Origin of the sequence: Burkholderia sp. MSMB2157WGS, from assembly GCF_001532755.1 — a bacterium.
In the GTDB taxonomy this organism is placed as follows: domain Bacteria; phylum Pseudomonadota; class Gammaproteobacteria; order Burkholderiales; family Burkholderiaceae; genus Burkholderia.
Genome location: NZ_LPJG01000041.1, coordinates 23,167 through 49,257, shown reverse-complemented (window position 1 = coordinate 49,257; position 26,091 = coordinate 23,167). Strand labels below are relative to the sequence as shown.

The 26,091-nt window shown below is 68.7% G+C and carries 22 protein-coding genes; 15 read left to right on the top strand and 7 right to left on the bottom strand.

Annotation, left to right across the window (positions count from 1 at the left end):
- Positions 1 to 92: 92 nt before the first annotated feature.
- Complete coding sequence (locus tag WT53_RS26140; protein WP_034208333.1) at positions 93 to 1,268, bottom strand: MFS transporter; 1,176 nt, start codon at positions 1,266 to 1,268, stop codon at positions 93 to 95.
- Positions 1,269 to 1,415: 147 nt separating this feature from the next.
- On the opposite strand from WT53_RS26140, the gene WT53_RS26135 reads away from it, so the two are divergent.
- From WT53_RS26135 to lnt, 8 genes are all read left to right on the top strand, one after another.
- Positions 1,416 to 2,348 (top strand): LysR family transcriptional regulator, encoded by a 933-nt coding sequence (locus tag WT53_RS26135; protein WP_059504496.1) that lies wholly within the window; start codon positions 1,416 to 1,418, stop codon positions 2,346 to 2,348.
- Positions 2,349 to 2,562: 214 nt separating this feature from the next.
- Positions 2,563 to 3,948: a tRNA (N6-isopentenyl adenosine(37)-C2)-methylthiotransferase MiaB gene (gene miaB, locus WT53_RS26130; protein ID WP_034208335.1), complete on the top strand. Its 1,386-nt coding sequence runs from the start codon at positions 2,563 to 2,565 to the stop codon at positions 3,946 to 3,948.
- 33 nt (positions 3,949 to 3,981) lie between these two features.
- The gene (locus tag WT53_RS26125) at positions 3,982 to 5,028 is read left to right on the top strand and encodes a PhoH family protein (RefSeq protein ID WP_034208336.1); all 1,047 of its coding nucleotides are present in this window, start codon (positions 3,982 to 3,984) and stop codon (positions 5,026 to 5,028) included.
- 132 nt (positions 5,029 to 5,160) lie between these two features.
- Positions 5,161 to 5,937, top strand: coding sequence for an rRNA maturation RNase YbeY (gene ybeY / locus WT53_RS26120; protein ID WP_034208337.1), 777 nt, complete (start codon positions 5,161 to 5,163; stop codon positions 5,935 to 5,937).
- A 12-nt stretch (positions 5,938 to 5,949) separates the two neighbouring features.
- Positions 5,950 to 6,582 (top strand): gamma-glutamylcyclotransferase, encoded by a 633-nt coding sequence (locus tag WT53_RS26115; RefSeq protein WP_059780529.1) that lies wholly within the window; start codon positions 5,950 to 5,952, stop codon positions 6,580 to 6,582.
- A 73-nt stretch (positions 6,583 to 6,655) separates the two neighbouring features.
- A complete protein-coding gene (locus WT53_RS33930) occupies positions 6,656 to 6,805 on the top strand; it encodes a hypothetical protein (protein WP_164728356.1) in 150 nt (49 codons plus the stop codon).
- 310 nt (positions 6,806 to 7,115) lie between these two features.
- On the top strand, positions 7,116 to 8,003 hold the full coding sequence (locus WT53_RS26110) for an HlyC/CorC family transporter (protein ID WP_034208339.1): 888 nt from the start codon (positions 7,116 to 7,118) through the stop codon (positions 8,001 to 8,003).
- A 52-nt stretch (positions 8,004 to 8,055) separates the two neighbouring features.
- Positions 8,056 to 9,756 (top strand): apolipoprotein N-acyltransferase, encoded by a 1,701-nt coding sequence (gene lnt / locus WT53_RS26105; protein ID WP_034208340.1) that lies wholly within the window; start codon positions 8,056 to 8,058, stop codon positions 9,754 to 9,756.
- 54 nt (positions 9,757 to 9,810) lie between these two features.
- Here the strand turns inward: lnt and WT53_RS26100 are convergent, their stop codons facing one another.
- Positions 9,811 to 11,484: a hypothetical protein gene (locus tag WT53_RS26100; RefSeq protein ID WP_034208341.1), complete on the bottom strand. Its 1,674-nt coding sequence runs from the start codon at positions 11,482 to 11,484 to the stop codon at positions 9,811 to 9,813.
- A 320-nt stretch (positions 11,485 to 11,804) separates the two neighbouring features.
- Here WT53_RS26100 and glyQ point away from each other — a divergent pair, with 320 nt between their 5' ends.
- Genes glyQ through WT53_RS26075 form a run of 5 tightly spaced genes read left to right on the top strand, consistent with a single transcriptional unit; the run spans position 11,805 to position 17,228 of the window.
- The gene (gene glyQ, locus WT53_RS26095; protein ID WP_006477868.1) at positions 11,805 to 12,809 is read left to right on the top strand and encodes a glycine--tRNA ligase subunit alpha; all 1,005 of its coding nucleotides are present in this window, start codon (positions 11,805 to 11,807) and stop codon (positions 12,807 to 12,809) included.
- Between the two features lie 22 nt (positions 12,810 to 12,831).
- A complete protein-coding gene (gene glyS / locus WT53_RS26090; protein ID WP_034208342.1) occupies positions 12,832 to 14,931 on the top strand; it encodes a glycine--tRNA ligase subunit beta in 2,100 nt (699 codons plus the stop codon).
- Positions 14,932 to 14,941: 10 nt separating this feature from the next.
- Positions 14,942 to 15,505, top strand: a complete 564-nt coding sequence (gene gmhB, locus WT53_RS26085) for a D-glycero-beta-D-manno-heptose 1,7-bisphosphate 7-phosphatase (protein ID WP_034208343.1) — start codon at positions 14,942 to 14,944, stop codon at positions 15,503 to 15,505.
- 43 nt (positions 15,506 to 15,548) lie between these two features.
- Entirely contained in the window at positions 15,549 to 16,313 is a 765-nt protein-coding gene (locus tag WT53_RS26080; RefSeq protein WP_034208344.1) for a 1-acyl-sn-glycerol-3-phosphate acyltransferase, read from the top strand.
- 45 nt (positions 16,314 to 16,358) lie between these two features.
- Complete coding sequence (locus WT53_RS26075; RefSeq protein ID WP_034208345.1) at positions 16,359 to 17,228, top strand: M48 family metallopeptidase; 870 nt, start codon at positions 16,359 to 16,361, stop codon at positions 17,226 to 17,228.
- A gap of 108 nt (positions 17,229 to 17,336) precedes the next feature.
- On the opposite strand, the gene gloA is transcribed toward WT53_RS26075, so the two are convergent.
- On the bottom strand, positions 17,337 to 17,720 hold the full coding sequence (gloA, locus tag WT53_RS26070; protein WP_006477863.1) for a lactoylglutathione lyase: 384 nt from the start codon (positions 17,718 to 17,720) through the stop codon (positions 17,337 to 17,339).
- Positions 17,721 to 18,134: 414 nt separating this feature from the next.
- Here gloA and WT53_RS26065 point away from each other — a divergent pair, with 414 nt between their 5' ends.
- Complete coding sequence (locus WT53_RS26065; protein ID WP_034208346.1) at positions 18,135 to 19,070, top strand: DMT family transporter; 936 nt, start codon at positions 18,135 to 18,137, stop codon at positions 19,068 to 19,070.
- Between the two features lie 85 nt (positions 19,071 to 19,155).
- Here the strand turns inward: WT53_RS26065 and rsmA are convergent, their stop codons facing one another.
- The 4 genes from rsmA to WT53_RS26045 are packed head-to-tail and all read right to left on the bottom strand — an operon-like array spanning position 19,156 to position 24,801.
- Positions 19,156 to 19,983 carry a 16S rRNA (adenine(1518)-N(6)/adenine(1519)-N(6))-dimethyltransferase RsmA gene (rsmA, locus tag WT53_RS26060; protein WP_034208347.1) on the bottom strand — a complete coding sequence of 276 codons (828 nt, stop codon included), beginning with the start codon at positions 19,981 to 19,983 and terminating at the stop codon, positions 19,156 to 19,158.
- Between the two features lie 46 nt (positions 19,984 to 20,029).
- Positions 20,030 to 21,019 (bottom strand): 4-hydroxythreonine-4-phosphate dehydrogenase PdxA, encoded by a 990-nt coding sequence (pdxA, locus tag WT53_RS26055; protein ID WP_034208348.1) that lies wholly within the window; start codon positions 21,017 to 21,019, stop codon positions 20,030 to 20,032.
- Positions 21,020 to 21,030: 11 nt separating this feature from the next.
- Positions 21,031 to 22,389, bottom strand: a complete 1,359-nt coding sequence (locus tag WT53_RS26050; protein WP_034208349.1) for a peptidylprolyl isomerase — start codon at positions 22,387 to 22,389, stop codon at positions 21,031 to 21,033.
- A 51-nt stretch (positions 22,390 to 22,440) separates the two neighbouring features.
- Positions 22,441 to 24,801, bottom strand: a complete 2,361-nt coding sequence (locus WT53_RS26045) for an LPS-assembly protein LptD (protein ID WP_034208350.1) — start codon at positions 24,799 to 24,801, stop codon at positions 22,441 to 22,443.
- Between the two features lie 221 nt (positions 24,802 to 25,022).
- Between WT53_RS26045 and WT53_RS26040 the strand changes: the two genes are divergently transcribed.
- Positions 25,023 to 26,072 carry an aminoglycoside phosphotransferase family protein gene (locus tag WT53_RS26040; RefSeq protein ID WP_034208351.1) on the top strand — a complete coding sequence of 350 codons (1,050 nt, stop codon included), beginning with the start codon at positions 25,023 to 25,025 and terminating at the stop codon, positions 26,070 to 26,072.
- The last annotated feature ends 19 nt before the right edge of the window (positions 26,073 to 26,091 follow it).

The following is a 26,091-nucleotide window of genomic DNA, read 5'->3' as shown; positions in this document are numbered from 1 at the left end:
TTCACACCGTTATCAGCATCGCGGAGGAATGCGTTTCTCGCGAACCTTTTCCTGCCGCCATGGCGTCGCCGCGCAAGGCGCCGCGGCGCCGCTCACTGCGCCGCCTGCGCCGCGCCGCGCGCCGGGCCGCGCGCATCGAGCCGCATCGCGAGCCACGTGACGACGAGCGCCGCGAACGTCACCGCGACCGCGACCCACGGCAGCGCATCGAGCGCGAAGCCGTGTTCCAGCGCGAGGCCGCCGAGCCATGCACCGCCCGCATTGCCGACGTTGAACGCGCCGATGTTCAGCGTCGACGCGAGATGCGGCGCGCTCGCGGCCTTCTCGACCACGCGCGCCTGCAGCGGCGGCACCGTCGCGAACGCGGCGATCCCCCAGACGAATACGGTGACGGCGGCCGCGACCGGCAGGTGGCTCGTCTTCGCGAACGCGGCCATCACGGCCATCAGCGCGACGAGGATCGCGATCAGCGACGGCATCAGCGCGCGGTCGGCGAGCTTGCCGCCGATCGTATTGCCGATCGTCAGCCCCGCGCCGAACAGCACGAGGATCAGCGCGACCGCGCGCGGCGAATAGCCCGACACGGTCTCGAGAATCGGCGCGATGTAGGTGAACACGACGAACACGCCGCCGAAGCCGAGCACGGTCATCAGCAGCGCGAGCCATACCTGCGGCTCCTTCAGCACGCGCACTTCGTGGCCGAGGCCGACCGGCCCGCCGTCGTGGCGGTTCGGCACCAGCGCGGCCACGCCGCCGAGCGCGAGCACGCCGAGCGCGGCGACGATCCAGAACGACGCGCGCCAGCCGAGCAACTGGCCGACGAACGTGCCGAACGGCACGCCGAGCACGTTCGACAGCGTGAGCCCGGTGAACATCAGCGCGATCGCGCTCGCGCGCTTGTCGGCCGGCACGAGCGACGCGGCGACCACCGCGCCGATGCCGAAGAACGAGCCGTGCGCGAACGACGTGACGACGCGCGCGACCATCAGCATCGCGTAGCCGGACGCGGTCGCGCACAGCACGTTGCCGACGATGAAGATCGCCATCAGCACCTGCAGCGCGGCCTTGCGCGGCATGCGGCTCGTCAGCACCGCGAGCAGCGGCGCGCCGACCGCGACGCCGAGCGCGTAGCCGGTGACGAGCAGGCCGGCCGACGGCAGCGACACGGCCAGGTCGTGCGCGACGTCGGGCAGGAGGCCCATGATGATGAATTCGGTGGTGCCGATGGCGAAGGCGCTGATCGCGAGCGCCAGTAACGGAAGGGGCATGACGTTCTCCGGAAGGCGGCGGCCGCGGCGCCGGTTCGGTGCCGCACCGCACAAGAAAGCGGGATGTGCGCGCATTGTCCCGAAGACGCCTATATTTGATAATTGGCGTGGCATTTGAACCATTTTCAAATATCTCTGGAAAATCGCATGGACCGACTGGGCGACATCCGGCTGTTCGTCGAGGCGGCGGAACTGGGCAGCCTGTCCGCCGCCGGGCGCAAGCTGAACCTCACGCCGGCCGCCGCGAGCGCGCGGCTCGCGAAGCTGGAGGCGAAGATCGCGACGCGGCTGTTCGAACGCTCGACGCGGCAATTGCGGCTCACCGACGAAGGCAAGCTGTACCTGAACTGCTGCCGCCAGGCGCTGCAGGCGCTCGACGACGCGGACGCGATGCTGCAGGAAGGCCGCAACGTCGTGAGCGGCAAGGTGCGGCTGTCGTCGACGTCCGATTTCGGCCGCCACCAGCTGCTCGACTGGCTTCACGAATTCACGACGCTGCATCCGGGCGTCACGTTCTCGCTGACGGCGTCCGATTCGTCGTCGAACCTGTGGCAGGACGAGATCGACCTCGCGATCCGCTTCGCCGCCCCGCCCGACGGCGCGCTGATCGCCCGCCGGCTCGCGACCAACCGGCGCGTGCTGTGCGCGGCGCCGTCGTTCGTCGAGCGTCATGGCGTGCCGGCCGATCCGCACGATCTGGCCCGCTTTCCGTGCAACGTGATCACGATCGCGTCCGGCCCGATGAACACCTGGCACTTCACGCGCGGCGACGAAGTGCAGATCCACACGGTGCCGGTGTCGACCGCGTTCGAGACCAACGACGGCGGCCTCACGCGCGAATGGACGCTGCGCGGCCACGGCATTGCGCTGAAGTCGCTGTGGGACATCGCCGACGACGTCCGCGCGGGCCGGCTGCGCGTGCTGCTGCCCGACTGGCGGCACCAGGATGCGCCGCTGCACGCGATCTATCACAGCAAGCGCTACATGGCGCCGCGCGTGCGCGTGCTGCTCGATTTTCTCGCCGAACGCTTCGCGCGCGAGGAAGCGGCGCTCGACGACTTGCTGAACGCGTGCCGCTGACGGCCGTCCCGCCGCCATGTAGGGGTCGGAACCCCCGAGCCGGCGTCGCGCGCCCGCAACCGGGCGGCCGTCCGTCGCGGCGTGAAAAGCTATAATGGAAGGCTTTCCCGACGGCCTTTCCTGCTCGCAGCGCGCGGTTCGCGCGCCGCGCACGGCCGTCCCGACCCACTCTTGACGACGCCCCCAGGTCAACCACTGCGAACGGCGAATCCCCATGACCAAGAAAGTTTACGTAAAGACCTTCGGCTGCCAGATGAACGAGTACGACTCGGACAAGATGGTGGACGTGCTCAACGCGGCCGAAGGCCTCGAAAAGACCGACACGCCGGAAGACGCGGACATCATCCTGTTCAACACGTGCTCGGTGCGCGAGAAGGCGCAGGAGAAGGTGTTCTCCGATCTCGGCCGCGTGCGCGAGCTGAAGGAAGCGAAGCCGGGCCTGCTGATCGGCGTCGGCGGCTGCGTCGCGAGCCAGGAAGGCGCGTCGATCGTGTCGCGCGCGCCGTACGTCGACCTCGTGTTCGGCCCGCAAACCCTGCACCGCCTGCCGCAGATGATCGACGCGCGCCGCGCGAGCGGCCGCGCGCAGGTCGACATCACGTTCCCCGAAATCGAGAAGTTCGACCACCTGCCGCCCGCGCGCGTCGAGGGGCCGAGCGCGTTCGTGTCGATCATGGAAGGCTGCTCGAAGTACTGCAGCTACTGCGTGGTGCCGTACACGCGCGGCGACGAAGTGTCGCGCCCGCTCGACGACGTGCTGACCGAAATCGCCGGCCTCGCCGACCAGGGCGTGCGCGAAGTCACGCTGCTCGGCCAGAACGTGAACGCTTATCGTGGAAAATTCGGTGGCGCGCTGACGGCCGGCTCGTCGGACATCGCCGATTTCGCGACGCTGATCGAATACGTCGCCGACATCCCCGGCATCGAGCGGATCCGCTACACGACGTCGCACCCGAAGGAATTCACGCAGCGCCTGATCGACACCTACGCGAAGGTGCCGAAGCTCGTGAGCCACCTGCACCTGCCGGTCCAGCACGGCTCCGACCGCATCCTGATGGCGATGAAGCGTGGCTACACGGTGCTCGAATACAAGTCGGTGATCCGCAAGCTGCGCGCGATCCGCCCCGATCTGTCGCTGTCGACCGACATGATCGTCGGCTTCCCCGGCGAGACCGAGGAAGATTTCGACAAGATGATGGCGCTCGTGCACGAGATGAGCTACGACACCAGCTTCTCGTTCATCTACAGCCCGCGCCCGGGCACGCCGGCCGCGAACCTCGCCGACGACACGCCGCGCGAGGTGAAGCTCAAACGCCTGCAACATCTGCAGGCGACGATCGAGGAGAACGTCGCGCGCATCAGCCGGTCGATGGTCGGGAAGGTCGAGCGGATCCTCGTCGAGGGCCCGTCGCGCAAGGACCCGAACGAACTCGCGGGCCGCACCGAGAACAACCGGGTCGTGAATTTCCCGGCGCCGCTCGCGTCGCACCCGCGCCTGATCGGTCAGATGATCGACGTGAAGATCAACCATGCGTACCCGCACTCGCTGCGCGGCGAGCTCGTGCTCGTCAGCGACGACGCGAGCGCGGCCACCCACTGACCGACCGACGCCCGACAGGAGCCCGACGCTACTTTGAAGACCGTCCAAGCACTGGAATTCACCGCCCCGCGCGACGACAACGCGCGCCTCGCCAACCTCTGCGGCCCGCTCGACGAAAACCTGCGGCAGATCGAACAGGCGCTCGACGTCACGCTCGCGCGGCGCGGCCACCGGATCACGATCCGCGGGCGCGGCGCCAAGCTCGCGCTCGCCGCGCTCGAAAACTTCTACAACCGCGCGCGCGATCCGCTGTCGGTCGACGACATCCAGCTCGCGCTGGTCGAAGTGCGCCACACGGCCGGCAACGGCCGCCAGGAACCGCTCGACGTGCGCTTTCGCGGCGACCCCGACCATCCGTTCGACGAACCCGTCGTGCAGATCGACGCGGACGAGCCGGACGAAGAACCGGCGCCGAAGCTCTACACGCGGCGCGCCGACCTGCGCGGCCGCACGCCCGCCCAGCGCGAATACCTGAAGCAGATCCTGTCGCACGACGTGACGTTCGGCATCGGGCCGGCCGGCACCGGCAAGACCTATCTCGCGGTCGCGTGCGCGGTCGACGCGCTCGAGCGCGACCAGGTCAAGCGGATCGTGCTGACGCGCCCGGCCGTCGAGGCCGGCGAGCGGCTCGGCTTCCTGCCGGGCGATCTCGCGCAGAAGGTCGACCCGTACCTGCGGCCGCTGTACGACGCGCTGTACGACCTGCTCGGCTTCGACAAGACGGCCAAGATGTTCGAGCGCCAGATGATCGAGATCGCACCGCTCGCGTACATGCGCGGCCGCACGCTGAACCACGCGTTCATCATCCTCGACGAGGCGCAGAACACGACGCCCGAGCAGATGAAGATGTTCCTCACGCGGATCGGCTTCGGCTCGAAGGCGGTCGTGACCGGCGACACGAGCCAGGTCGACCTGCCGCGCGGCCACAAGAGCGGCCTCGTCGAGGCGCAGCAGGTGCTCGGCGGCGTGCGCGGCATCGCGCTCACGCGCTTCACGAGCGCGGACGTGGTGCGCCATCCGCTCGTCGCGCGCATCGTCGAGGCGTACGACGAATTCCACGCGCAGCACCAGGACGGCTGAGCGGCGGCGCGCTGCCCCGGCCTGCCGGCCCGGCCCGCCACACGGCGCGCCGGGCTTTTTTTCGCCCGGGCGAATTCGGGCGCGATCGGCCGTTTGGTGTATCCTCAACGCGTCCCAATCGCCGCACGCGTCATGAAATCCTCTCGTTCCCGCAAATCCGGCCGCGCCTCGTCCGCCGCGTCCGACTCCCCCCGCCTTTCGCTGTTCGACGCGAAGGGCAAGGCCCGGACCGTCAATGCACAAGGGCTGCGGATCGACTTCCCGGACGGCCGCAGTCTGATGTTCGACCTGTCGGGCAGCTCCGGCGACGCGGCGGTCGCGATCGTCGCGCAGCACAACGATCCGGCGATGCGCGCGAAGCTCGCGCTGCAGCCCGAGCACTACGACAGCGTGACGCTGCACGTCGGCGCCGAATTCGCTCCGCGCGAGGACGACCCCGAAGACGAGCCGCGCGCGCTGGAATTCGACCTGTCCGTGCAGTACGGCGACGAGATCACGAGCGAGCTGCGCAAGACGCTGCCCAAGCGCAAGCTGATCGCCGAATGGATCGAGCCGGCGCTGTTCGCGAGCGCGCAGTTCACCGTGCGCTTCGTCGGCGAAAACGAAGGCCGTACGCTGAACGCCGGCTACCGCCACAAGGACTACCCGACCAACGTGCTGACCTTCGCGTACGACCCGGCGCCCGACGGCACCGTGATCGGCGATCTCGTGCTGTGCTGCCCGGTGGTCGAGAAGGAAGCGCACGACCAGGGCAAGCCGCTCATGGCCCATTACGCGCACCTGCTGGTGCACGGCGCGCTGCACGCGCAGGGCTACGATCACGAGACGAGCGACGAGGACGCGGCCGAAATGGAAGCGCTCGAAGTCGACATCCTCGCGAAACTGGGTTTCCCGAACCCGTACCAGTAAGCCGTCCGCCCGATGCGTCACGCCGCGATGCTGCCGCCCGCCTACCCGCCGTCGATCGGCGAAGGCCGTCTGCTGACGGAAGACGAGCTCGCGGCGTCGCTCGCGCATACGATGCGCGACTGGGACGGCCGGCAGGATCTCTGGCTGTTCGGCTATGGCTCGCTGATCTGGAACCCCGGGCTGCCGACCGTCGCCGCCGTGCGCGGCAAGGTGCACGGCTATCACCGCGGACTCTACCTGTGGTCGCGCGTGAACCGCGGCACCCCCGAACGGCCGGGCCTCGTGCTCGCGCTCGATCGGGGCGGCTCGTGCGCGGGCATCGCATTCCGGCTCTCTGGGCCGACCGCGCAGCCGCACCTCGAGACATTGTGGAAGCGCGAGATGCCGATGGGCTCGTACCGGCCCGCGTGGCTGCCGTGCTCGCTCGAGACCGGCGAACGCGTGACCGCGCTCGCGTTCGTGATGCGCCGCGACGCACCGACCTATACGGGCAAGCTGACCGACTCCGTCGTGAAGGAAGTGTTCGGCTGCGCGGCCGGCCGCTACGGCACGACGCTCGACTACGTGAGCCGCACGGTCGACGCGCTGCGCGCGAGCGGCATCCCCGACCGCGCGCTGGAAGGGTTGCTGGCGCGATGCCGATGATTCGACCCGACATCCGGGCTGCCGCGTGCATGCGACACCGCGCCGCCCACGCTTTCGCACGAGGACACTGCCGATGAAACCGTCACGCCGGTCACGTTGCAGGATCGCCGCGCTGCTCGTCGCCGCGAGCGTCGCGCTGTCCGGCTGCGGAATACTCGGTTGCGGCGGCGCCGCGACCAACGGCGCGGCCGCCGGCGGCTGCTCGGCCGGCATGCGGTTCTGAACCGCGCGCCGGCGGCGCCCGTCTGCGGCGGAATGCCGCCGTCACGGCCGTTTCCCGCGTCGGGCCGCGTCGCCCTTCCCGCCGCCGTTTTTTGGCCGCCGCGCCCCGCCGGCTCTTTCTGCGATAGGATGAGCCCGAGGACGCCGCCGCGCCCGGCGCGCCCGGCGCGGCCGGCGCGACCGTCCGCGAGCGGGGCAGCGCGAGCCGCCCGTCCTGGCCGTGCGGCCGGGTGACACGGCCGCGTCGTGCCCTTGGTGTATCCTTGCCTACTCCGTGACCGCGCGCCCCGGCATGACCCGGGCGCACCACCATGAACGATTCGTATCCCAGTCGTAAGCCAACCGACAAACCGCAAGAAAAGCGCTCGCTGCTCGAGCGCCTGACCGACTTCATCTCGCCCGAGCCCGAATCCCGCGGCGAGTTGCTGGAAATCCTCCAGGACGCCCACGAACGCAACCTGATCGACGCCGATTCGCTGTCGATGATCGAAGGCGTGTTCCAGGTATCCGATCTGTGCGCGCGCGACATCATGGTGCCGCGCGCGCAAATGGACGCGATCAACATCGCCGACAAGCCCGAGGATTTCATCCCGTTCGTCCTCGAAAAGGCGCACTCGCGCTATCCCGTGTACGAGGAGAACCGCGACAACGTGATCGGCGTGCTGCTCGCGAAGGATCTGCTGCGCTTCTACGCCGAGGAAGAGTTCGACGTGCGCGGGATGCTGCGCCCGGCCGTGTTCATTCCGGAATCGAAGCGCCTGAACGTGCTGCTGCACGACTTCCGCGTGAACCGCAATCACCTGGCGATCGTCGTCGACGAATACGGCGGCGTCGCGGGCCTGATCACGATCGAGGACGTGCTCGAACAGATCGTCGGCGACATCGAGGACGAGTACGACTTCGACGAGGAAGCCGGCAACATCATCTCGGGGCCGGACGGCCGCTACCGCGTGCGCGCGCTCACCGAGATCGAGCAGTTCAACGAGGTGTTCGGCACCGATTTCTCCGACGACGAAGTCGACACGATCGGCGGGCTGATCACCCATCATTTCGGACGCGTGCCGCACCGCGGCGAGAAGCTGCAGCTCGGCAACCTCGTGTTCGAAATCCAGCGCGGCGATGCGCGCCAGGTTCATGTGCTGCTGGTGCGCCGCAACCCGCTCGCCAGCCGTCGCGCCGAAACCTCGCACGAAGACTGACCGCCCCGCGCCAGCCGCGCTTCCTTCAACCGCTCGCCCTCTTCCGCTTCACATGGACGATCCGATCCCGTCCCGCCCGGCTGGCGGCCTTCTCGCGCCGGCGCCCGGCCGCGCGCTGCCGCGCTGGCACTATCCGGCCGCGCTGCTCGCCGGTGCGGCCAATACGCTCAGCTTTGCACCCACGCCGCACGGCGGCTGGCTGCAGCTCGTCGTATTCGTCTGGTTTTTCGCGCAACTGACGCGCACGTCGAGCTGGCGCGGCGCCGCGCTCACCGGCGGCGCGTTCGGCTTCGGCAACTTCATCAGCGGCGTCTGGTGGCTCTACATCAGCATGCACGTGTACGGCGAGATGGCCGCGCCGCTCGCGGGCGGCGCACTCGTGCTGTTCTCGCTGTACCTGTCGCTGTACCCGGCGTTCTCGGCCGGGCTGTGGTCGTTCTGCGCGGGCCATGCGTGGCAGCGCCGCGAGCCCGACCCGCGGCCGTTTTCGCCGACCTGGCACGGCGCATTCGCGTTCGCGAGCGCGTGGGCGCTCGGCGAATGGCTGCGCGGCACCGTGTTCACCGGCTTTCCGTGGCTCGGCAGCGGCTACCCGCAGGTCGACGGCCCGTTCGCGGGCTTTGCGCCGGTGGTCGGCGTGTACGGGATCGCGTGGGTGCTCGCGCTGTTCGCCGCACTGGTCGTGCAGGCGCTCGCCGCCGCGCGCCCGTCGCCGCTGCGCGTCGGCGGCGACGGCGCATCGAACGGCAACGCGCGCGTGCGCATCGCCGCGCCGGCCGGCATCGCCGTCGCGCTCGTCGCGGCCGGCCTCGCGCTGTCGCAGGTCACGTGGACCGTACCCGCGAACGCGCCGCTCACCGTGCGGCTGCTGCAAGGCAACGTGAAGCAGGACATCAAGTTCGAGCAGGAAGGCATCGACGCGGCGATCAAGATGTACCAGCAGATGATCGTCGAGAAGCCGGCCGACCTGATCGTCACGCCCGAGACCGCGATCGCGGTGATGATCCAGGAACTGCCCGAACCGTTCGCCGTCGCGATCCGCAAGTTCAGCGACACGACCGGTTCGGCCGTGCTGTTCGGCGCGGTCGGCGCATCGGTGACCGAGGATGGCCGCTACGTCGATTACACGAACAGCCTGTACGGCGTGACGCCGAACTCGCGCGACATCTATCACTACGACAAGCATCACCTCGTGCCCTTCGGCGAATTCATTCCGTGGGGCTTCCGGTGGTTCGTCAACCTGATGAAGATGCCGCTCGGCGACTTCGCGCGCGGCGCACCCGTGCAGAAGCCGTTTCTCGTGCACAACCAGCCGGTGATGGCCGACATCTGCTACGAGGATTTGTTCGGCGAGGAAATCGCCGCGACGATCCGCGACAATCCGCAGCCGCCCGGCGTGCTCGTCAACGTGACGAATCTCGCGTGGTTCGGCGACACGATCGCGCTCGACCAGCATCTGCAGATCGCGCGGATGCGCTCGCTCGAAACGGGCCGGCCGATGCTGCGCTCGACCAATACGGGGATGACGGCCGCGATCGACGCGCACGGCCGCGTGCTCGGTCAGTTGAAGCCGTTCACGATCGGCTCGCTCGACGTGCGGATCGAAGGCACGAGCGGCTTCACGCCGTACGTGACGAGCGGCAACAACATCGTGCTCGCGGTGTCGTTCGTGCTGCTCGCGTTCGGCTTCACGTTCGGGCCGGGGCTGCGCCGGCGCAACGGCCGACGCCACGGCGACGACGAAGCGCGATGACGCAACGGGCCGCCGTCGAGCGCGGCGGCCCGTGACCGCGAACGGGCCGGCGGGTCAGGCCCGCCGGGCCGACTGGTCCGATTGGTCCGATCGATCCGATGGTTCCCATTGCGCAGCGACGCGCCGCAGGTCGCGGCTCACTTCTTCCATCACCGGCGCCCACGCGCCGAACGTCGGCTGCCGGTACAACGTCGCGGTCGGATACCACGGGCTGTCCCGGCGATCGAGCAGCCAAGGCCAGTGCGGATTCACGTCGAGCAGCACCCAGGTACGCGCGCCGAGCGCGCCGGCCAGGTGCGCGACCGACGTGCACACGGTGATCACGAGATCCAGCGCGCCGATGAACGCCGCCGTATCGTCGAAGCTCTTCAGTTCTGCCGTGTAGTCTTCGATCGCGAAACCCGTCGCGCGCGCGGCGGCGACATCCGCGTCCGCGCCCGGCTGCAGCGAATAGAACGCGACGCCGTCGATATCGCGAAACGCGTCGGCATAGCGCTCGAGCCCGACGCGCCGGAACGGATTGCGCTGATGGCCCGCGCTGCCCGTCCACACGAGCCCGACCTTCGGCCGGCCGTCGCCCGCGAGCCGCGCACGCCATGCGTCGCATGCGTGCGGCTCGGCCCGCAGGTACGGCACCGAAGCGGCGAGCGTCGCTGCCTCCATGCCGAGCATCAGCGGCAGGCCGATCAGCGGCACTTCGTAATCGAATGCCGGCAGCGCGTCGACGCCGCCGCCCGCGCTGAACGTGTCCGCGTGCGCGCCGAGGCTGCGCTGCATCAGCGTGCCGAGCGCCGGGAACGTATTCCACGCGAGCCGACCGCCCTCGCGATGCACGCGTTCGGCGAGCGGCGCGACGAAGCGGCAGAACTGCAGCACGTCGCCGAGCCCCTGCTCGCCCCACACCAGCAGCGTCTTGCCGGCGAGCGGCTCGCCCTGCCAGCGCGGGCCCGGCAACGCCGGCCGGCGGCCGCGCAACTCGCCCGCGCCGTCCCAGCGCGCCTCGTGGCCGCGCCAGCCGTCCGCGTGGTTGCCGCGCACCAGCTGGATGATCGCGAGGTTGAAGCGGAACGACGCATCGTCGGGCGCCAGCTCGCACGCCCGCGCCGCATGGCGCTCGGCATCGTCCCAGCGCTGCGCCTCCTTCATCGCCATCGCGACGTTGTTCATCGCGAGCGCGTTGTCGGGCGCGAGCTCGGCGAGCCGCGCGGCGCACGCGAGCGCACCGTCCAGATCGTGCGTCGCGATCCGCGCGACGACGAGATTGGTCCACGCCTGCACGTCGTGCGGATCGTGCTTCACGGCCGCGTCGAGCAGCGCGATCTCGTCCGCGCGGTCGCCGCCCGACAGCCGCAGCGCGATCGCGAGGTTGTTCCGCAGCGACGGCAGGCCGGCATCGAGCGCGAGCGCCGCGCGGTACGGCGCGACGGCGTCCGCGTGACGGCCGGCCATCTGCAGCGCGTAGCCGTGGTTGAAGTACGCGTGCGCGCCCGGCTGCGCACGCGCCGCGCATTCGGCAAGCGCAACCGCATCGTCCATGCGCTGCCGCGCGGCGAGCGCGGCCGTGAGCTGCGCGATCGCCGCCGCATCGACCGCGTGCAGATGGGCGGCGGCGGCGAGCCACAGATCGTGCGCGGGGCGCTCGCCGCGCGCCTGCGCGTCGGCGGCGCGCTCGAGCAGCGCGAGGAACGGCGGAAGCAGCGGAATCAGGATGTCGGTCGGTTCGTCCATGCAGTGAGCGTCGGCAAGCGGTGACGCGGCACGCATGGCGCGCGCCGCAATACGCGCATCTTACCCCCCGCGCGACGCGCGGCGGCACGCCCGTCGCAAAGGTCCGCACGCGGCCGCGCGGCGCATGCGGGCCGTGGACGCGCAGGCCGCCGGAAACGGCCCGACAGTGCCCGCATCCGCCTTCCGGCCGCATCCGGTCGCCGATCCGGTAAAATTACGCGTTTCAGCACACTAACAAGCCGCGCCGCCGCGCGAGCCGACCCTCCGGGCCCGCCCGGAGCGCCGTCCGCAACGGAGCGCCAGCGCCACGAAGGCTCTTCATGCTTACGTTTCAGCAAATCATCCTGACGCTGCAGTCCTACTGGGACAAGCAGGGTTGCGCCCTGCTCCAGCCCATCGACATGGAAGTCGGCGCGGGCACGTCGCACGTCCACACGTTCCTGCGCGCGGTCGGCCCCGAGCCGTGGCGCGCCGCGTACGTGCAGCCGTCGCGCCGCCCGAAGGACGGCCGCTACGGCGAAAACCCGAACCGCCTGCAGCACTACTACCAGTACCAGGTCGTGCTCAAGCCGGCGCCCGAAAACATCCTCGACCTGTACCTCGGCTCGCTCGAAGCGCTCGGCTTCGACCTGAAGCAGAACGACGTGCGCTTCGTCGAGGACGACTGGGAGAACCCGACGCTCGGCGCGTGGGGGCTCGGCTGGGAAGTGTGGCTGAACGGGATGGAAGTCACGCAGTTCACGTATTTCCAGGAAGTCGGCGGCCTCGAATGCAAGCCGGTGCTGGGCGAGATCACGTACGGCCTCGAGCGCCTCGCGATGTACCTGCAGAAGGTCGAGAACGTGTACGACCTCGTGTGGACCGAGTGGGAGGAGCAAGGCCCGAACGGCCCCGAGCTGCGCCGCCTGTCGTACGGCGACGTGTACCACCAGAACGAGGTCGAGCAGTCGACCTACAACTTCGAGCACGCGAACGTCGACCTGCTGTTCACGTTCTTCAACAGCTACGAAGCCGAAGCGAAGAAGATGATCGACGCGCAGCTCGCGCTGCCCGCGTACGAGCTCGTGCTGAAGGCCGGCCACACGTTCAACCTGCTCGACGCGCGCGGCGCGATCTCGGTCACCGAGCGGGCGGCGTACATCGGCCGCATCCGCGCGCTGTCGCGTCTCGTCGCGCAGGCTTACTACGACTCGCGCGAGAAGCTCGGCTTCCCGATGCTCGGCAACCCGCCGGGCGTGCCGGGCCTCACCACCGATGCCCAGGACGCCGCGCAGCCGGCATGGGCGCCGCCGCTCAAGGTCGAACGCAAGATCGATCAGGACTGACGAGACGAGATTCATTCCAACCATGACGCATAATCATCCCGCCCCCCTGCTCGTCGAACTGCTGACCGAAGAGCTGCCGCCGAAGGCCCTCGCGCGCCTCGGCGACGCATTCGCCGAAGGTCTCGCGCAACGCCTCGCGGCGCGCGACCTCGTCGAAGGCGAACTCGTGTTCGAACGCTACGCCACGCCGCGCCGCCTCGCGGTCGTCGTGCAGAACGTGCGCGCCGTCGCGCCCGACCGGCAGGTCCGCGAAAAGGTCCTGCCCGTGTCGGTCGCGCTCGACGCCGAAGGCAAGCCGACGGCCCCGCTCGCGAAGAAGCTCGCGGCGCTCGGCCACCCGAACCTGTCGATCGCCGATCTCGAGCGCGCGCAGGACGGCAAGGCCGAAGCGTTCTTCATCAACTATTCGGCGGCCGGCGTCACGCTCGCCGACGGCCTGCAGGCCGCGCTCGACGAAGCGCTCGCGAAGCTGCCGATCCCGAAATTCATGACGTACCAGCGCCCGGACGGCTCGGACGTGAAGTTCGTGCGCCCGGTGCATCGCCTGACGGTGCTGCACGACGACCGCGTCGTGCCCGTCACCGCGTTCGGCGTCGACGCCGGCGACACCACGCTCGGCCACCGCTTCCTGTCCGACGGTCTCGTCGCGATCCAGCATGCGCGCGCGTACGCCGACACGCTGCGCGACAAGGGCCGCGTGATCGCGCATTTCGCCGATCGCCGCGAAACGATCCGCACGCAGCTGAACGAACACGCGAACGGCGACACGGTCGTGATGCCCGAATCGCTGCTCGACGAAGTGACGTCGCTGGTCGAATGGCCGGTGGTCTACCCGTGCCGTTTCGAGGACGAATTCCTGCAGGTGCCGCAGGAATGCCTGATCCTCACGATGCAGACGAACCAGAAGTATTTCGCGCTGACCGACGTTAGCGGCAAGCTGCGCTCGCGCTTCCTGATCGTGTCGAACATCGAGACGAAGACGCCGGGCGAGATCATCGAAGGCAACGAGCGCGTCGTGCGCCCGCGCCTCGCCGACGCGAAATTCTTCTTCGAGCAGGACAAGAAGAAGCCGCTCGCCGAGCGCGTGCCGCAGCTCGCGAACGTCGTCTATCACAACAAGCTCGGTTCGGCGCTCGCACGCGTCGAGCGCCTCGAGGCGCTGGCCGGCGAGATCGCCCCGGCGATCGGCGCCGACACCGCGCACGCGAAGCGCGCCGCCCGTCTCGCGAAGGCCGACCTGCTGACCGACATGGTCGGCGAGTTCCCCGAACTGCAGGGCACGATGGGCACGTACTACGCGCGCCACGACGGCGAAGCCGACGACGTCGCGCTCGCCTGCGCCGAGCACTACCAGCCGCGCTTCTCCGGCGATGCGCTGCCGACCACGCCCGTGTCGACCGCCGTCGCGCTCGCCGACAAGCTCGAGACGATCGTCGGCATCTGGGGCATCGGCCTCGCGCCGACCGGCGAGAAGGATCCGTTCGCGCTGCGCCGCCACGCGCTCGGCGTGCTGCGCCTGCTGCTCGAAAAGCAGCTGCCGCTCGATCTCGTGGCGCTGCTGCGCACGGCCCATGCACGCTTTAACGACGTGCCGGGCGTCGCCGAATCGACCGACGCGATCTTCGCGTTCTTCATGGATCGCCTGCGCGGCCTGCTGCGCGAGCGCGGCTATTCGGCCGGCGAAATCGACGCGGTGCTGAGCCTGAACCCGACGCGCATCGACGATCTCGTCGCGCGCCTCGACGCGGTGCGCGAATTCACGCGCCTCGCGGAAGCCGAAGCGCTCGCGGCCGCGAACAAGCGGATCTCGAACATCCTGAAGAAGTCGGAAGGCGTCGCGAACGGCGCGGTGCAGTCGACGCTGCTCGTCGAGGCCGCCGAGAAGGCGCTGCACGAACAGCTCGCGGCCGTCACGCCGCGCGTGCAGTCGCAGCTCGAGGCGCGCGCGTACACGGGCGCGCTGTCGGCGCTCGCCGCGCTGCGCGCGCCGGTCGACACGTTCTTCAACGACGTGATGGTCAACGCGGAAGATCCGGCACTGCGCGCGAACCGTCTCGCGCTGCTGTCCGCGCTGCACCAGCAGATGAACTGCGTCGCCGACATCTCGAAGCTCGCCGCATAAGGGCCGCACGATGCCGATCAGCCCCAACCGAAAGCTCGTCGTCCTCGACCGGGACGGCGTGATCAACGTCGATTCGGACGCGTTCATCAAGACGCCCGACGAATGGATCGCGCTGCCCGGCAGCTTCGAGGCGATTGCGCGGCTCAACCACGCGGGCTACCGCGTGGTCGTCGCGACCAACCAGTCCGGCATCGGTCGAGGGCTGTTCGACATGGCCGCGCTCAACGAGATGCACCTGAAAATGCATCGCGCGGCGGCCGCGGTCGGCGCGCGCATCGACGCGGTGTTCTTCTGCCCGCACACGGCCGAGGATCGCTGCGACTGCCGCAAGCCGAAACCCGGCATGATGCAGATGATCGCCGAGCGCTTCGAGATCGATCCCGCCAACACGCCGGTCGTCGGCGATTCGCTGCGCGACCTGCAGGCCGGCGTCGCGGTCGGCTTCCAGCCGCACCTCGTGCTGACCGGCAAGGGCAAGAAGACGCTCGCCGCCGGCAATCTGCCGGACGGCACGAAAGTCCACGACGACCTGCGCGCCTTCGCGCTCGATTTTCTTTCACACGAACACGAGTGATGCGGCTGCCGCGCGCATCCTCCCCAACGCCAGACTCACGCCGATGCGCTTCGTCCGCTCCCTGCTGCTGCTGATCTACTTCATCCTGTACACGGTGCCGTACGCCACCGCGTGCTTCATCGCGTTTCCGTTCATGCGCCCCGACGCGCGCTACTGGATGGCGGCCGGCTGGTGCAAGTCGACGCTGTGGGTCGTGCGCTGGCTGAACGGCATCCGCTACCGGATCGAAGGGATGGAGAACCTGCCCGACGGCCCGGCCGTGCTGCTGTCGAAGCACCAGTCCGCGTGGGAGACGCTCGCGTTTCCGGCGCTGATGCCCAAGCCGCTCTGCTACGTGTTCAAGCGCGAGCTGCTGTACGTGCCGTTCTTCGGCTGGGCGCTCGGGCTGCTGCACATGGTCAACATCAACCGCAAGGAAGGCAAGAACGCGTTCGCGTCGGTGATCCGCCAGGGCAAGAAGCGCCTGTCGGAAGGCGCATGGATGATCATGTTCCCCGAAGGCACGCGCACACCGGTCGGCAAGCAAGGCAAGTACAAGACGGGCGGCGCGCGTTTCGCGATCGAAACCGGCACGCCGGTCGTGCCGATCGCGCACAATGCAGGTCATGTGTGGCCGCGCAATTCGTTTACGAAATTCCCGGGCGTCGTCACCGTGTCGATCGGCAAGCCGATTCCGGTAGAAGGCAAGACGCCCGATGCATTGAACTCGCAGGTCGAAGCATGGATCGAAGCGGAAATGCGCCGCATCGATCCCGATGCGTATCGTCCGGCGGGCAACGCCGGCACCCGCGATGCCGCGCGCGCCTGAAGCCCCGGATTGCAGCCGTTGCGTACGACAAAAAGAAGCGAACTGATGAAACAGCGTCCGCGGCCACGGCCTGCCGTCGTGGCCCTCGATCATCGCCAGATGGATCTGCCGCTCTTCGACGGGCCGGCCGCGACCCCGTCGGCGCCGCCCGAGGCCGCGCCCGCCGCGCCGCTCGATCCGGGCCCGGTGCGCGATCGCTCACGCGTGCGCACGTTCGCGCTCGACAGTCGCGTGCTCGAATACCGGCTGAAGCGCTCGGCGCGCCGCACGATCGGCTTCACGATCGACGGTAGCGGGCTGTCGATCACCGCGCCGCGCTGGGTCACGCTCGCCGACATCGAAGCGGCGATCGCCGAGAAACAACGCTGGATCTTCGCGAAGCTCGCGGAGTGGAAGACACGCACCGAGCAGCGCGCGCTGCCGCAGATCGACTGGCGCGACGGCGCGCAACTGCCGTATCTCGGCAAGACGGTGACGATCGCGCTCGGCGCGGGCGCCGTCGGCTTCGATGCCGATGCGCTGCGGCTGTCGCTGCCGCTGCCCGTGCAGGCCGACATGCAGCAGATCAAGGATCGCGTGCAGGGCTGGCTGCAAGGCGAAGCGAAACGCATCTTCGGCGAGCGCCTCGCGGTCTACGCGGAAAGGCTCGGCGTCACGTATTCGATGTACGCGCTGTCGTCGGCCGCGACGCGTTGGGGCAGTTGCTCGAGCGACGGCAAGATCCGCCTGAACTGGCGGCTGATCCATTTTCCGATGTCGATCATCGACTACGTCGTCGCGCACGAGCTGTCGCACCTGCGCGAGATGAACCACAGCCCGGCCTTCTGGCAGACCGTCGAATCGATCTTCCCCGAGTTCCGCGAAGCCCGGCACACGCTCAAGCATCACCCGCCCGAACTGCTGCCGTCGCTTTGACGCGCACGGCTTCGCCGCCAACGAAACAGGGCGGTGCGGGTTGCCCCGCGCCGCCCTGTTTCGCTGCTGCGGCAGGCATCGCATGCCGCAGCGCCGCTCATCGCGCGCTTACTTCTTCTGGATGAACTCGATCTTGTAGCCGTCCGGATCCTCGACGAACGCGATCACGGTCGTGCCGTGCTTCATCGGGCCCGCCTCGCGCGTGACCTTGCCGCCTTGCGCCTTGATCTTCTCGCAGGCCGCGTACGCATCGTCGACCGCCACCGCCAGATGGCCGAAGCCGTTGCCGAGATCGTAGGACGGCGTCTCCCAGTTGTGGGTCAGCTCGATCACGGTGCCCGTGCTCTCGTCTTCGTAGCCGACGAACGCGAGCGTGAACTTGCCTTCCGGATAATCCTCGCGACGCAGCAGCTTCATGCCGAGCAATTCGGTGTAGAACTTGATCGAGCGGTCGAGATCGCCGACTCGCAGCATCGTATGCAGCAAACGCATGTGTTGTACTCCTGTGGGGACTTTCCAGAGCCGGAAATTCTACCGGAGTCGGGTGAATTTCGCCGGGGACGCCTAGTCGGGGGCGCCTAGCCGGAGGCGTCCGGTCGGGGACACCTAGCCGCGAGCGCCTGGCCCGATGCACCTGGCCGGGGCGCGGCCGACGCGGTGCATCGGTTGCCCGCTCGCGAGCACGAGCGCCGCGGCGAAAAACGGTACGATCCGGCTCGCCGGCCACCGCGCCGATCGGGTAACATCCTTCCACTTCGCACCAAAATCGGGCATGCATCCTGCCCCGACCGCGACCACCTACTCTTCCGTACGCCCCACTGCCGTGCGAAACCGCCGATTCGAGCGCGCCGGGCGCGCCGCCCACCCGAGCGCGCCGCTACCGTACCGCCTCCGCGAGGTGCGCCGATGACCGCGCTCGCCGCCGCCCCCGTGCGCCGCGCACTCGATACGCGCGCCGTCGGCCTGATGCTGCTGCTGTGCGCGATCTGGGGTTTCCAGCAAGTCGCGATCAAGAGCACGAACGCCGCGATCGCGCCGATGTTCCAGGCCGGGCTGCGCTCGGTGATCGCCGCGCTGCTGCTATGGGGCTGGGCGCGCACGCGCGGCACACCGCTGTTTCGGGCGGACGGCACGTTCGGCGCGGGGCTCGCGGCCGGCGCGCTGTTCGCCGGCGAATTCGTTTGCGTGTTCTTCGGGTTGACGCTGACGAGCGCGTCGCACATGGCGATCTTCCTGTACACGGCGCCGTGCTTCACCGCGCTCGGCCTGCACCTGTTCGCCCCGGGCGAGCGGCTGCAGCGCACGCAATGGGCCGGCGTCGGCCTCGCATTCGCCGGCATCGCGCTCGCGTTCGCCGACGGCTTCCTGAAGCCGCGCGCGCCCGGCGCGTCCGTGCTGGCCGGGCTCGCCGGCGACGCGCTCGGGATCCTCGGCGGCGCGATGTGGGCCGCGACGACGGTCGTCGTGCGTTCGACGACGCTCGCGCGGGCGAGCGCAAGCAAAACGCTGTTCTACCAGCTCGCGGTATCGGCGGTCGTCCTGGTCGCGCTCGCCGCGCTGCTCGGGCAGATGTCGTTCGCGCAGGTCACGCCGCTCGCGATCGCGAGCCTCGCGTACCAGTCGGTGATCGTCGCGTTCGTCAGCTACCTGTCGTGGTTCTGGCTGCTGACGCGCTACAGCGCGTCCCGGCTGTCCGTCTTCACGTTCCTGTCGCCGCTGTTCGGCGTCGCGTTCGGCGTGCTGCTGCTCGGCGAAACGGTCGGCTGGCGCTTCCTGTCCGCGGCCGCGCTCGTGCTGACCGGCATCGCGCTCGTCAACGCACCGCCGCGCCGGCGGTCGTGACGACCGGCGCAAGACGCGCGGGCAATAAAAAAGCTGCCGGTCGGGCAGCCTCTTCGATACGGCCGACGGGCTTGCGCCACGCGCGTCATCCGGCCTGGCGCCGCGCCGCGAGCGCCTGCGCGACGCCGACGTATTCGGCCACGCTCACGTCCTCCGCACGGCGCGCGAGATCGAAGCCGAGCGCATCGAAATCGATCGTCTCGCGATAATCGCCGAGCGTATTGCGCAGCATCTTGCGGCGCTGCGAGAACGCGGCCGTGACGATTTCGCCGAGCAGCACCGGATCGACGTCCGGCAGTTCGTGCGGCTCGTACGGGATCATCCGGACGATCGCCGAATCGACCTTCGGCGGCGGCTGGAACGATTCCGGCGGCACGTCGAGCATCTTTTCCATCACGTAGCGGTACTGCAGCATCACCGACAGCCGCGAGAACGCCTTCGTGCCCGGCTCCGCGACCATCCGCTCGACGACTTCGTTCTGCAGCATGAAATGCTGGTCGATGACCGCATCGGCGAACGTCATCAGGTGAAACAGCAGCGGGCTGGAAATGTTGTACGGCAGGTTGCCGACGATCCGCAGCGACGGCTTGTCGCCGGGCGCCGCGAGCGAACGGAAGTCGAACGCGAGCGCGTCGCCCGCGTGCAGCTCCAGCAGCGCGCCGAAGCGTTGCTGCAGGCGCCCGATCAGGTCGCGATCGAGCTCCACCGCGTGCAGCGGCGACTCGGGCGTCGCGAGGCGCTCGATCAGCGGCTCGGTCAGCGCGCCGAGCCCGGGGCCGATCTCGACCATCCGCTGGCCGCGCGCGGGGCCGATCGTCGCGACGATCGAGTCGATCACGCCGTGATCGACGAGGAAGTTCTGCCCGAAGCGCTTGCGCGCGAAATGGCCTTGGTGCTGTCTGCTGTTCGACATCGACTGAGTAAAACGAAAAATACGACGAATGGGGTAAGTCGCAGCGTCAGGCTGCGCGACGATGGCGCGCCATCGTGACGGCCGTATCGAGCGCGGCGATCATGCTGCCCGGATCCGCGCGGCCCGTGCCGGCCAGATCGAGCGCGGTGCCGTGATCGACCGACGTGCGGATGATCGGCAGCCCGAGCGTCACGTTGATGCCCTCGCCGAACGTCGCGTACTTCAGCACGGGCAGGCCCTGATCATGGAACATCGCGAGCACGCAGTCGGCATCGGCCAGATGGCGCGGCTGGAACAGCGTGTCGGCCGGATACGGGCCGCGCGCGTCGATGCGTTGCGCGTTCGCGCGGGCCAGCGCCGGCGAGATCACGTCGATCTCCTCGCGGCCGAGATAACCGTTCTCGCCCGCATGCGGGTTCAGGCCCGTCACGAGGATGCGCGGCGCGGCGAGACCGAAGTCGCGCCGCAGGTCGCGATCGACGATCGCGAGCGTCTCGACGAGCCCGTCGATCGTCAGCGCGGCCGATACGTCCTTCAGCGGCAGGTGCGTGGTCGCGAGCGCGACGCGCAACGGCCGGTCGCCGGTGCCCGCCAGCATCATCACGACGCGCGGCGTATGCGTGCGTTCGGCCAGGTATTCGGTATGGCCGGTGAACGGCACGCCCGCGTCATTGATCGTGCTCTTCTGCAGCGGCGCGGTGACGATCGCGTCGTACCGGCCCGCCAGCGCGCCGTCGATCGCCGCATCGAGCAGCCCGAGCACGTAACGGCCGTTCGCCGCGTCCAGCTTGCCCGCCTGCGCCGGCACCGCCAGCGCATGATGCGCGACCGACACCTGCGTGCCGCCGGCCCACGCGGCCGGGTCGGCGCCGACCGCCGCCGCCCGCGCGTCGAGCAGCGCTGCATCGCCGAGCACGGTGAAATGCGCGTCGGGCCAGCGCTGCGCGGCGTCACGCAGCGCCTGCACGGTCAGTTCCGGGCCGACCCCCGCGGGTTCGCCGGTCGTGATCGCGATCTGCAGCGCGGGCGTGGTCATCCGATGCTCGCTCAGTTCGCCGGGCCGACGCCGCCGATCTTGTACTGCACGTACGACGAATCGCGCAGCTCGCGCAGCCAGTCGGCATATGCCTGTTCCGCCTTGCGCTGGCCGATCGCCTGACGCGCGATGTCCATCTGCTGCTGCACCGACCCTTCCGCCTCGCGGCGGTTCAGCACCTGGATCAGGTGGTAGCCGTACTCGGTACGAATCGGCTGGCTGATCTGGCCGTCCTGCAGGTTGTTCATCGCGCGCTCGAATTCCGGCACGGTCTCGCCCGGGCTGATCCAGCCGAGGTCGCCGCCCTGCGATGCGGAACCGTCCTGCGAGTAGGTGCGCGCGAACTTCGCGAAATCGCCGCCGGCCTCGACCTGGTTGCGGATGTCGATCAGTTGCTGACGCGCCTGGCCTTCCGACTTGCCTTCGCCGACACGCAGCAGGATGTGGCGCACGTGCGTCTGCACGATCTTCGGCGCGGCGGCGCTCGCGCCCTGGCTCTGGCGGCGATCGACCAGGCGCACGATCTCGAAGCCGTCCGGCACGCGGATCAGCGTCGGGTTGACCTGGCCCGGGCGCAGCTTCGACGCGGCGTCGACGACGTCGGCCGGCAGCGCGCTCGGCGCCTTGAAGCCGAGATCGCCGCCCTTCTTCGCGTCGTTCGCTTCGGAGTTGTTCTTCGCGAGCCGCTCGAAATCGGCGCCCGACTTCGCCTGCTGCAGCAGCGCCTCGGCCTTCTTCTGCGCGGCTTCGATGTCGGCCTGCGGCGCGTTGGTGGGCGCCTTGATGAAGATGTGCTGGAAGCGCAGGTCCTGCTGCTGCGACGCGTTCGGCCCGCGCTGGCTCGCGATGTAGTTCGCGACTTCGGCGTCCGACACCGTGATCTTGCCGTCGACCTCGCGCTCGCGCAGCTTCGACAGCATCAGTTCGGTGCGTGCGTCGTTCGTGAAGATGCTCCAGGGCACGCCCTGCGCCTCGAGACGCGCGCGGTACTGGTCGAGCGTCATCCCGTTCGCCTGCGCGAGCCGCTGCAGCGTGGCCTGCACGGTCGCGTCGTCGATGCGGATCCCGTCGTCCTTGGCCTTCTGCACCTGGATACGTTCGAGCACCATCTGGTTCAGCACTTGCGCGCGCAACTGGTCGGCCGGCGGCACCGGCGCGTTCTGCTGCTGCAGCCGGCGAGCGATCAGGCCCACGCGCTGGTCGAGTTCGCGGCCCGTGATCACGTCGTTGTTGACGACCGCGACGACTTCGTCGGCGAGCTGCGCACCTTGCGAACCGAGTGCCTGCGCCGCGACCGGCGCGGCGGCGAGCAGCGCGGCGGACGCGGCGAGGCTGGACACGACTGCCGCGAAGCGAAGGGTTTTCTTCATTGCCACTGAAACTCCATTGAAATCGTGCTGACCGGTGCAGACATGCCGGCGTTACTCGTAGTTGCTGAAGCGGGACATCGGCGGCGGCGGCGGCGGCAACGGCGTATAGCCCGGCACCCCGGCGCGGAATGCGGACACGAGGCCGTTGTCGATGGTCGACAAGCCCTTGAGCGTCAGCTGCATCATGAATCGCGTCGACGAGTTCTGCTGTCCCGACGAATTGATGCCGTTCGCGGCCCGCTGCACCCCGACCCCGAGCGCCCAGCAATCCGCGTCGTATTGTAAGCCGACCAGACCGTCGACCACGCGATCTCCGGCGAGGTCGTAGTTGAAACGGCCGATCGCATACAGGCGGCGCGTGAGCGGCCATTGCGCGGACACCAGGAACTGGTTGATCGGCTGGTTGTCGAGCGTGGTGTTCGCGCGCGTATAGCGGTAGCCGACGTTGATCACGCGGCGCTCGCCCGGGCTGTAGCCGAAACCGACGCTCGACTTCACGAGCTGGTTGTTGTTCTGGTTGTACTGGAACGCCGTTTCCGACATGAAGCCCGAGCCGAGCTTCAGCGCGGCGCCGACGATCAGGTCCGAGTGGCGCGCCAGCACGGCGCTCTGCCCGGGGTTCAGCGTGACGCGCTGATCGGCGAAGTAGTACTGCTGCGCGATCACGAAGCGCGCGCGCTCGTCGCCGGTGCGCGGATCGATGAAGCGCGACGTGAGGCCGGCGGTGATCCGGTTCGCATCGGCGATCCGGTCGTTGCCGACGAACGTGTTCGGCTGGTAGATCTCCGCGAGGCCGAAGTCCGATTCCGCGGTGTCGAACAGCGGCGCGTTCGACTGATCGCGATACGGCGTGTACACGTAGTACAGGCGCGGCTCGAGGGTCTGGATGAAGTCCTGGCCGAACAGGCGCACCGAACGATCGAAGATCAGGCCCGAATCGAAGCTCACCGTCGGGATCGACTCGGTGAAGCGCTTCGGGTTGTTCGGCGTGGTCGACGACAGGTAGTTCAGGTCGTACGACGCGAAGTGATACTGGACCTTCGGCACGACGAAGTAGCCGGGGCCGTACACGCCGTACGCGATGTACGGGTTGAAGACGATCCGGTCGCCCTGGGTCGCATCGGCGGTCGTGATGCGGAACCGCGAATAGTCGGCTTCCGCGCCGAAGTCGAAGCCGCCGACGTTGTACTTCGTGTACTTCACGTTCAACTGCGGCTCGCGGCTGTACGGCGCGATCGACGGCGGCAGCGTCTGCCAGTGCTGGTAGCGCGCGAGCACCGACCATGGGCCGTTGTTGTACGTGAGGCCGGCTTCCTGCTGGTACAGCGTCTGCGTGCCGTTGATGAACTGGTTCGACGACCCGAGGTCTTCGGGATACGTGTTGTCCGAGACCTTGTTGAAGTAGACGTAACCGCCGAAACCGCCGCCGAAGTTCTGCTGGTGCTGCCAGTAGATCGCGTAGCGGTTGCGGTGCGCGAGCCGGTCATCCGGCAGGTAATTGGCCGTAAACGTGCCCGAATACGACGGCGACAGGTAGCGGAACGTCGCTTCGGTCATCACGCCGCGCCGCGAGATGATGCGCGGCGTGAGCGTGAGATCGCGGTTCGGCGCGATGTTGAAATAGTACGGCAGCGTCAGCTCGAAGCCGTTGCTCGAGTTCATCGAGAACGTCGGCGGCAGCAGGCCGCTGCGCCGCTCGCCCGACAGCGGGAACGTCATCCACGGGCTCGCGAAGATCGGCACGCCCTGGAAGAACAGCACGCCGTTGCGCGCGGTGCCCTCGTCGGCGCCCGTGTCGAAATCGAAGCGGCTGCCCTTGATGTACCACGCGGGGTTCGTCGAGCACTGGCACGCCGTATACGTGCCGTTGACGAACACCGAGCGCTCGTTGTCGACCATGTCGACGCGCTCCGCGCTGCCCGACCCGCCCGTCACGTTGAAGTGATACTTCGGCGCGGTCATGAAGCCCTGGTTCGCCTCGATCTTCAGGTGCGCCTCGGGGCCCGCGAACGACGTACCGCCGTTGATCACCTTGACCTGGCCGTACGCATCGGCCATGTCGGTATCCTGATCGTAGTGGATCGCGTCGGCCTTCACGACGGCGTCGCCGCGCCGCAGCTCGGCCGAACCCTTCGCGGCGAGGTCCTGCTCGGCGGTGCCGCTCGTGTGGTCGGCGATCACGAAAGCGGCCGGCTTCGCGCCGTCCTTCAGCGGATGATCCTCGAGCTGGGGCGCGAGACGCAGATCCCACGGCGAGTCGAGCGGCTGCGGCTGCGCAGCCGCACCCGTCAGCTGCGCGTACGACACGGCCGGCACGAGGCCGGGCACGGCCAGGAGCGCGAGCGCGAGCCGCCGTTTGCGCGGCGCCCCGTCACCGGGGAAAACATTCGGGAATAGCGGTTTGGGCGGCATCTATCGTTTGGCGAATCGCCCCTTGTCAACCGCGCCTGCGCGGCACCGTCGCGCGGCGGGCCGCGCCGTCGAGCCGCGACTGCGGCTCTTCGCAAACCGGGGAAGCGATCGCACGGGCGGCGCGACAGGCGGCGAGCCTGCACGGCGGAAGCTGACGCGGGGCGCGTCAAAAAAGTCGTGGGGTATTATATGGCAAGACGTTCCCCCCTCCGCCGAGTTTCATGACGCCCCCATCCGCCGCATCCCAGCCCGACGCCCGCCTCGAAGCGCTCACCGCGTGGCTGCGCCCGCTCGCCGAGCGCTACGCGCTCGATCTGTCGACCCTCGCGCCCGCGTCGTCGGACGCCAGTTTCCGCCGCTATTTCCGCGTCGCATCGGCCGCCAGCGCGGGCGGCACGCTGATCGCGGTCGATGCGCCGCCGCCCGAGAAGTGCCGCGAGTTCGTCCAGGTCGCGCAGTTGCTCGCCGCGGCCGGCGACCACGTGCCGGACGTGCTGGCCCACGATTTCGACGCGGGCTTCATGCTCGTGACCGACCTCGGCCGCACGTCGTACATCTCGGTGCTCGATCCGGCCGATCCGGCCGCCGCGCGAACGCTGATGCGCGCCGCGCTCGATGCGCTGATCCGCTTCCAGCTCACGTCGAAGCCGGACGTGCTGCCGCCGTTCGACGAAGCGTTCCTGCGCCGCGAAATGGAGCTGCTGCCCGAATGGTTCGTCGGCCGCCACCTCGGCAAGCCCGTCACCGACGCGATGCGCGGCACGCTCGACCGCACGTTCGCGCTGCTGGTCGCGAGCGCGCATGCGCAGCCGCAAGGCTTCATGCTGCGCGACTTCATGCCGCGCAACCTGATGGTGTGCGAGCCGAACCCGGGCGTGCTCGACTTCCAGGACGCCGTGTACGGGCCGCTGACGTACGACGTCGTGTCGCTGCTGCGCGACGCGTTCATCAGCTGGGACGAAGAGTTCGAGCTCGACTGCTTCGCGTACTACTGGGAAAAGGCGAAAAAGGCCGGCCTGCCGGTCGATCCCGACTTCGGCGAGTTCTACCGCCAGCTCGAATGGATGGGGCTGCAGCGCCATATCAAGATCCTCGGCCTGTTCGCGCGCATCAACTACCGCGACGGCAAGCCGCACTATCTGGACGACCTGCCGCGCTTTCTCGCGTATGCGCGCAAGGTCGCGCTGCGCTACCGCCCACTCGTGCCGTTCGCGAAGCTGCTCGACGAGCTCGAGGGCAACGCGCCGGCCGACGTCGGCTATACGTTCTGACCGTCCTCACTCCTCGTCG

Bases quoted from the DNA above. Each gene is read 5' to 3' on its own strand.
- glyQ (WP_006477868.1), top strand. From the start codon at position 11,805: ATGCTTACGTTTCAGCAAATCATCCTGACGCTGCAGTCCTACTGGGAC.
- ybeY (WP_034208337.1), top strand. From the start codon at position 5,161: ATGAAATCCTCTCGTTCCCGCAAATCCGGCCGCGCCTCGTCCGCCGCG.
- rsmA (WP_034208347.1), bottom strand. From the start codon at position 19,983: ATGTCGAACAGCAGACAGCACCAAGGCCATTTCGCGCGCAAGCGCTTC.
- WT53_RS26140 (WP_034208333.1), bottom strand. From the start codon at position 1,268: ATGCCCCTTCCGTTACTGGCGCTCGCGATCAGCGCCTTCGCCATCGGC.
- gmhB (WP_034208343.1), top strand. From the start codon at position 14,942: ATGCCGATCAGCCCCAACCGAAAGCTCGTCGTCCTCGACCGGGACGGC.
- WT53_RS26135 (WP_059504496.1), top strand. From the start codon at position 1,416: ATGGACCGACTGGGCGACATCCGGCTGTTCGTCGAGGCGGCGGAACTG.
- WT53_RS26075 (WP_034208345.1), top strand. From the start codon at position 16,359: ATGAAACAGCGTCCGCGGCCACGGCCTGCCGTCGTGGCCCTCGATCAT.
- miaB (WP_034208335.1), top strand. From the start codon at position 2,563: ATGACCAAGAAAGTTTACGTAAAGACCTTCGGCTGCCAGATGAACGAG.
- WT53_RS33930 (WP_164728356.1), top strand. From the start codon at position 6,656: ATGAAACCGTCACGCCGGTCACGTTGCAGGATCGCCGCGCTGCTCGTC.
- WT53_RS26040 (WP_034208351.1), top strand. From the start codon at position 25,023: ATGACGCCCCCATCCGCCGCATCCCAGCCCGACGCCCGCCTCGAAGCG.
- WT53_RS26080 (WP_034208344.1), top strand. From the start codon at position 15,549: ATGCGCTTCGTCCGCTCCCTGCTGCTGCTGATCTACTTCATCCTGTAC.
- WT53_RS26050 (WP_034208349.1), bottom strand. From the start codon at position 22,389: ATGAAGAAAACCCTTCGCTTCGCGGCAGTCGTGTCCAGCCTCGCCGCG.
- lnt (WP_034208340.1), top strand. From the start codon at position 8,056: ATGGACGATCCGATCCCGTCCCGCCCGGCTGGCGGCCTTCTCGCGCCG.
- WT53_RS26110 (WP_034208339.1), top strand. From the start codon at position 7,116: ATGAACGATTCGTATCCCAGTCGTAAGCCAACCGACAAACCGCAAGAA.
- pdxA (WP_034208348.1), bottom strand. From the start codon at position 21,019: ATGACCACGCCCGCGCTGCAGATCGCGATCACGACCGGCGAACCCGCG.
- WT53_RS26115 (WP_059780529.1), top strand. From the start codon at position 5,950: ATGCGTCACGCCGCGATGCTGCCGCCCGCCTACCCGCCGTCGATCGGC.
- gloA (WP_006477863.1), bottom strand. From the start codon at position 17,720: ATGCGTTTGCTGCATACGATGCTGCGAGTCGGCGATCTCGACCGCTCG.
- WT53_RS26065 (WP_034208346.1), top strand. From the start codon at position 18,135: ATGACCGCGCTCGCCGCCGCCCCCGTGCGCCGCGCACTCGATACGCGC.
- WT53_RS26045 (WP_034208350.1), bottom strand. From the start codon at position 24,801: ATGCCGCCCAAACCGCTATTCCCGAATGTTTTCCCCGGTGACGGGGCG.
- WT53_RS26100 (WP_034208341.1), bottom strand. From the start codon at position 11,484: ATGGACGAACCGACCGACATCCTGATTCCGCTGCTTCCGCCGTTCCTC.
- glyS (WP_034208342.1), top strand. From the start codon at position 12,832: ATGACGCATAATCATCCCGCCCCCCTGCTCGTCGAACTGCTGACCGAA.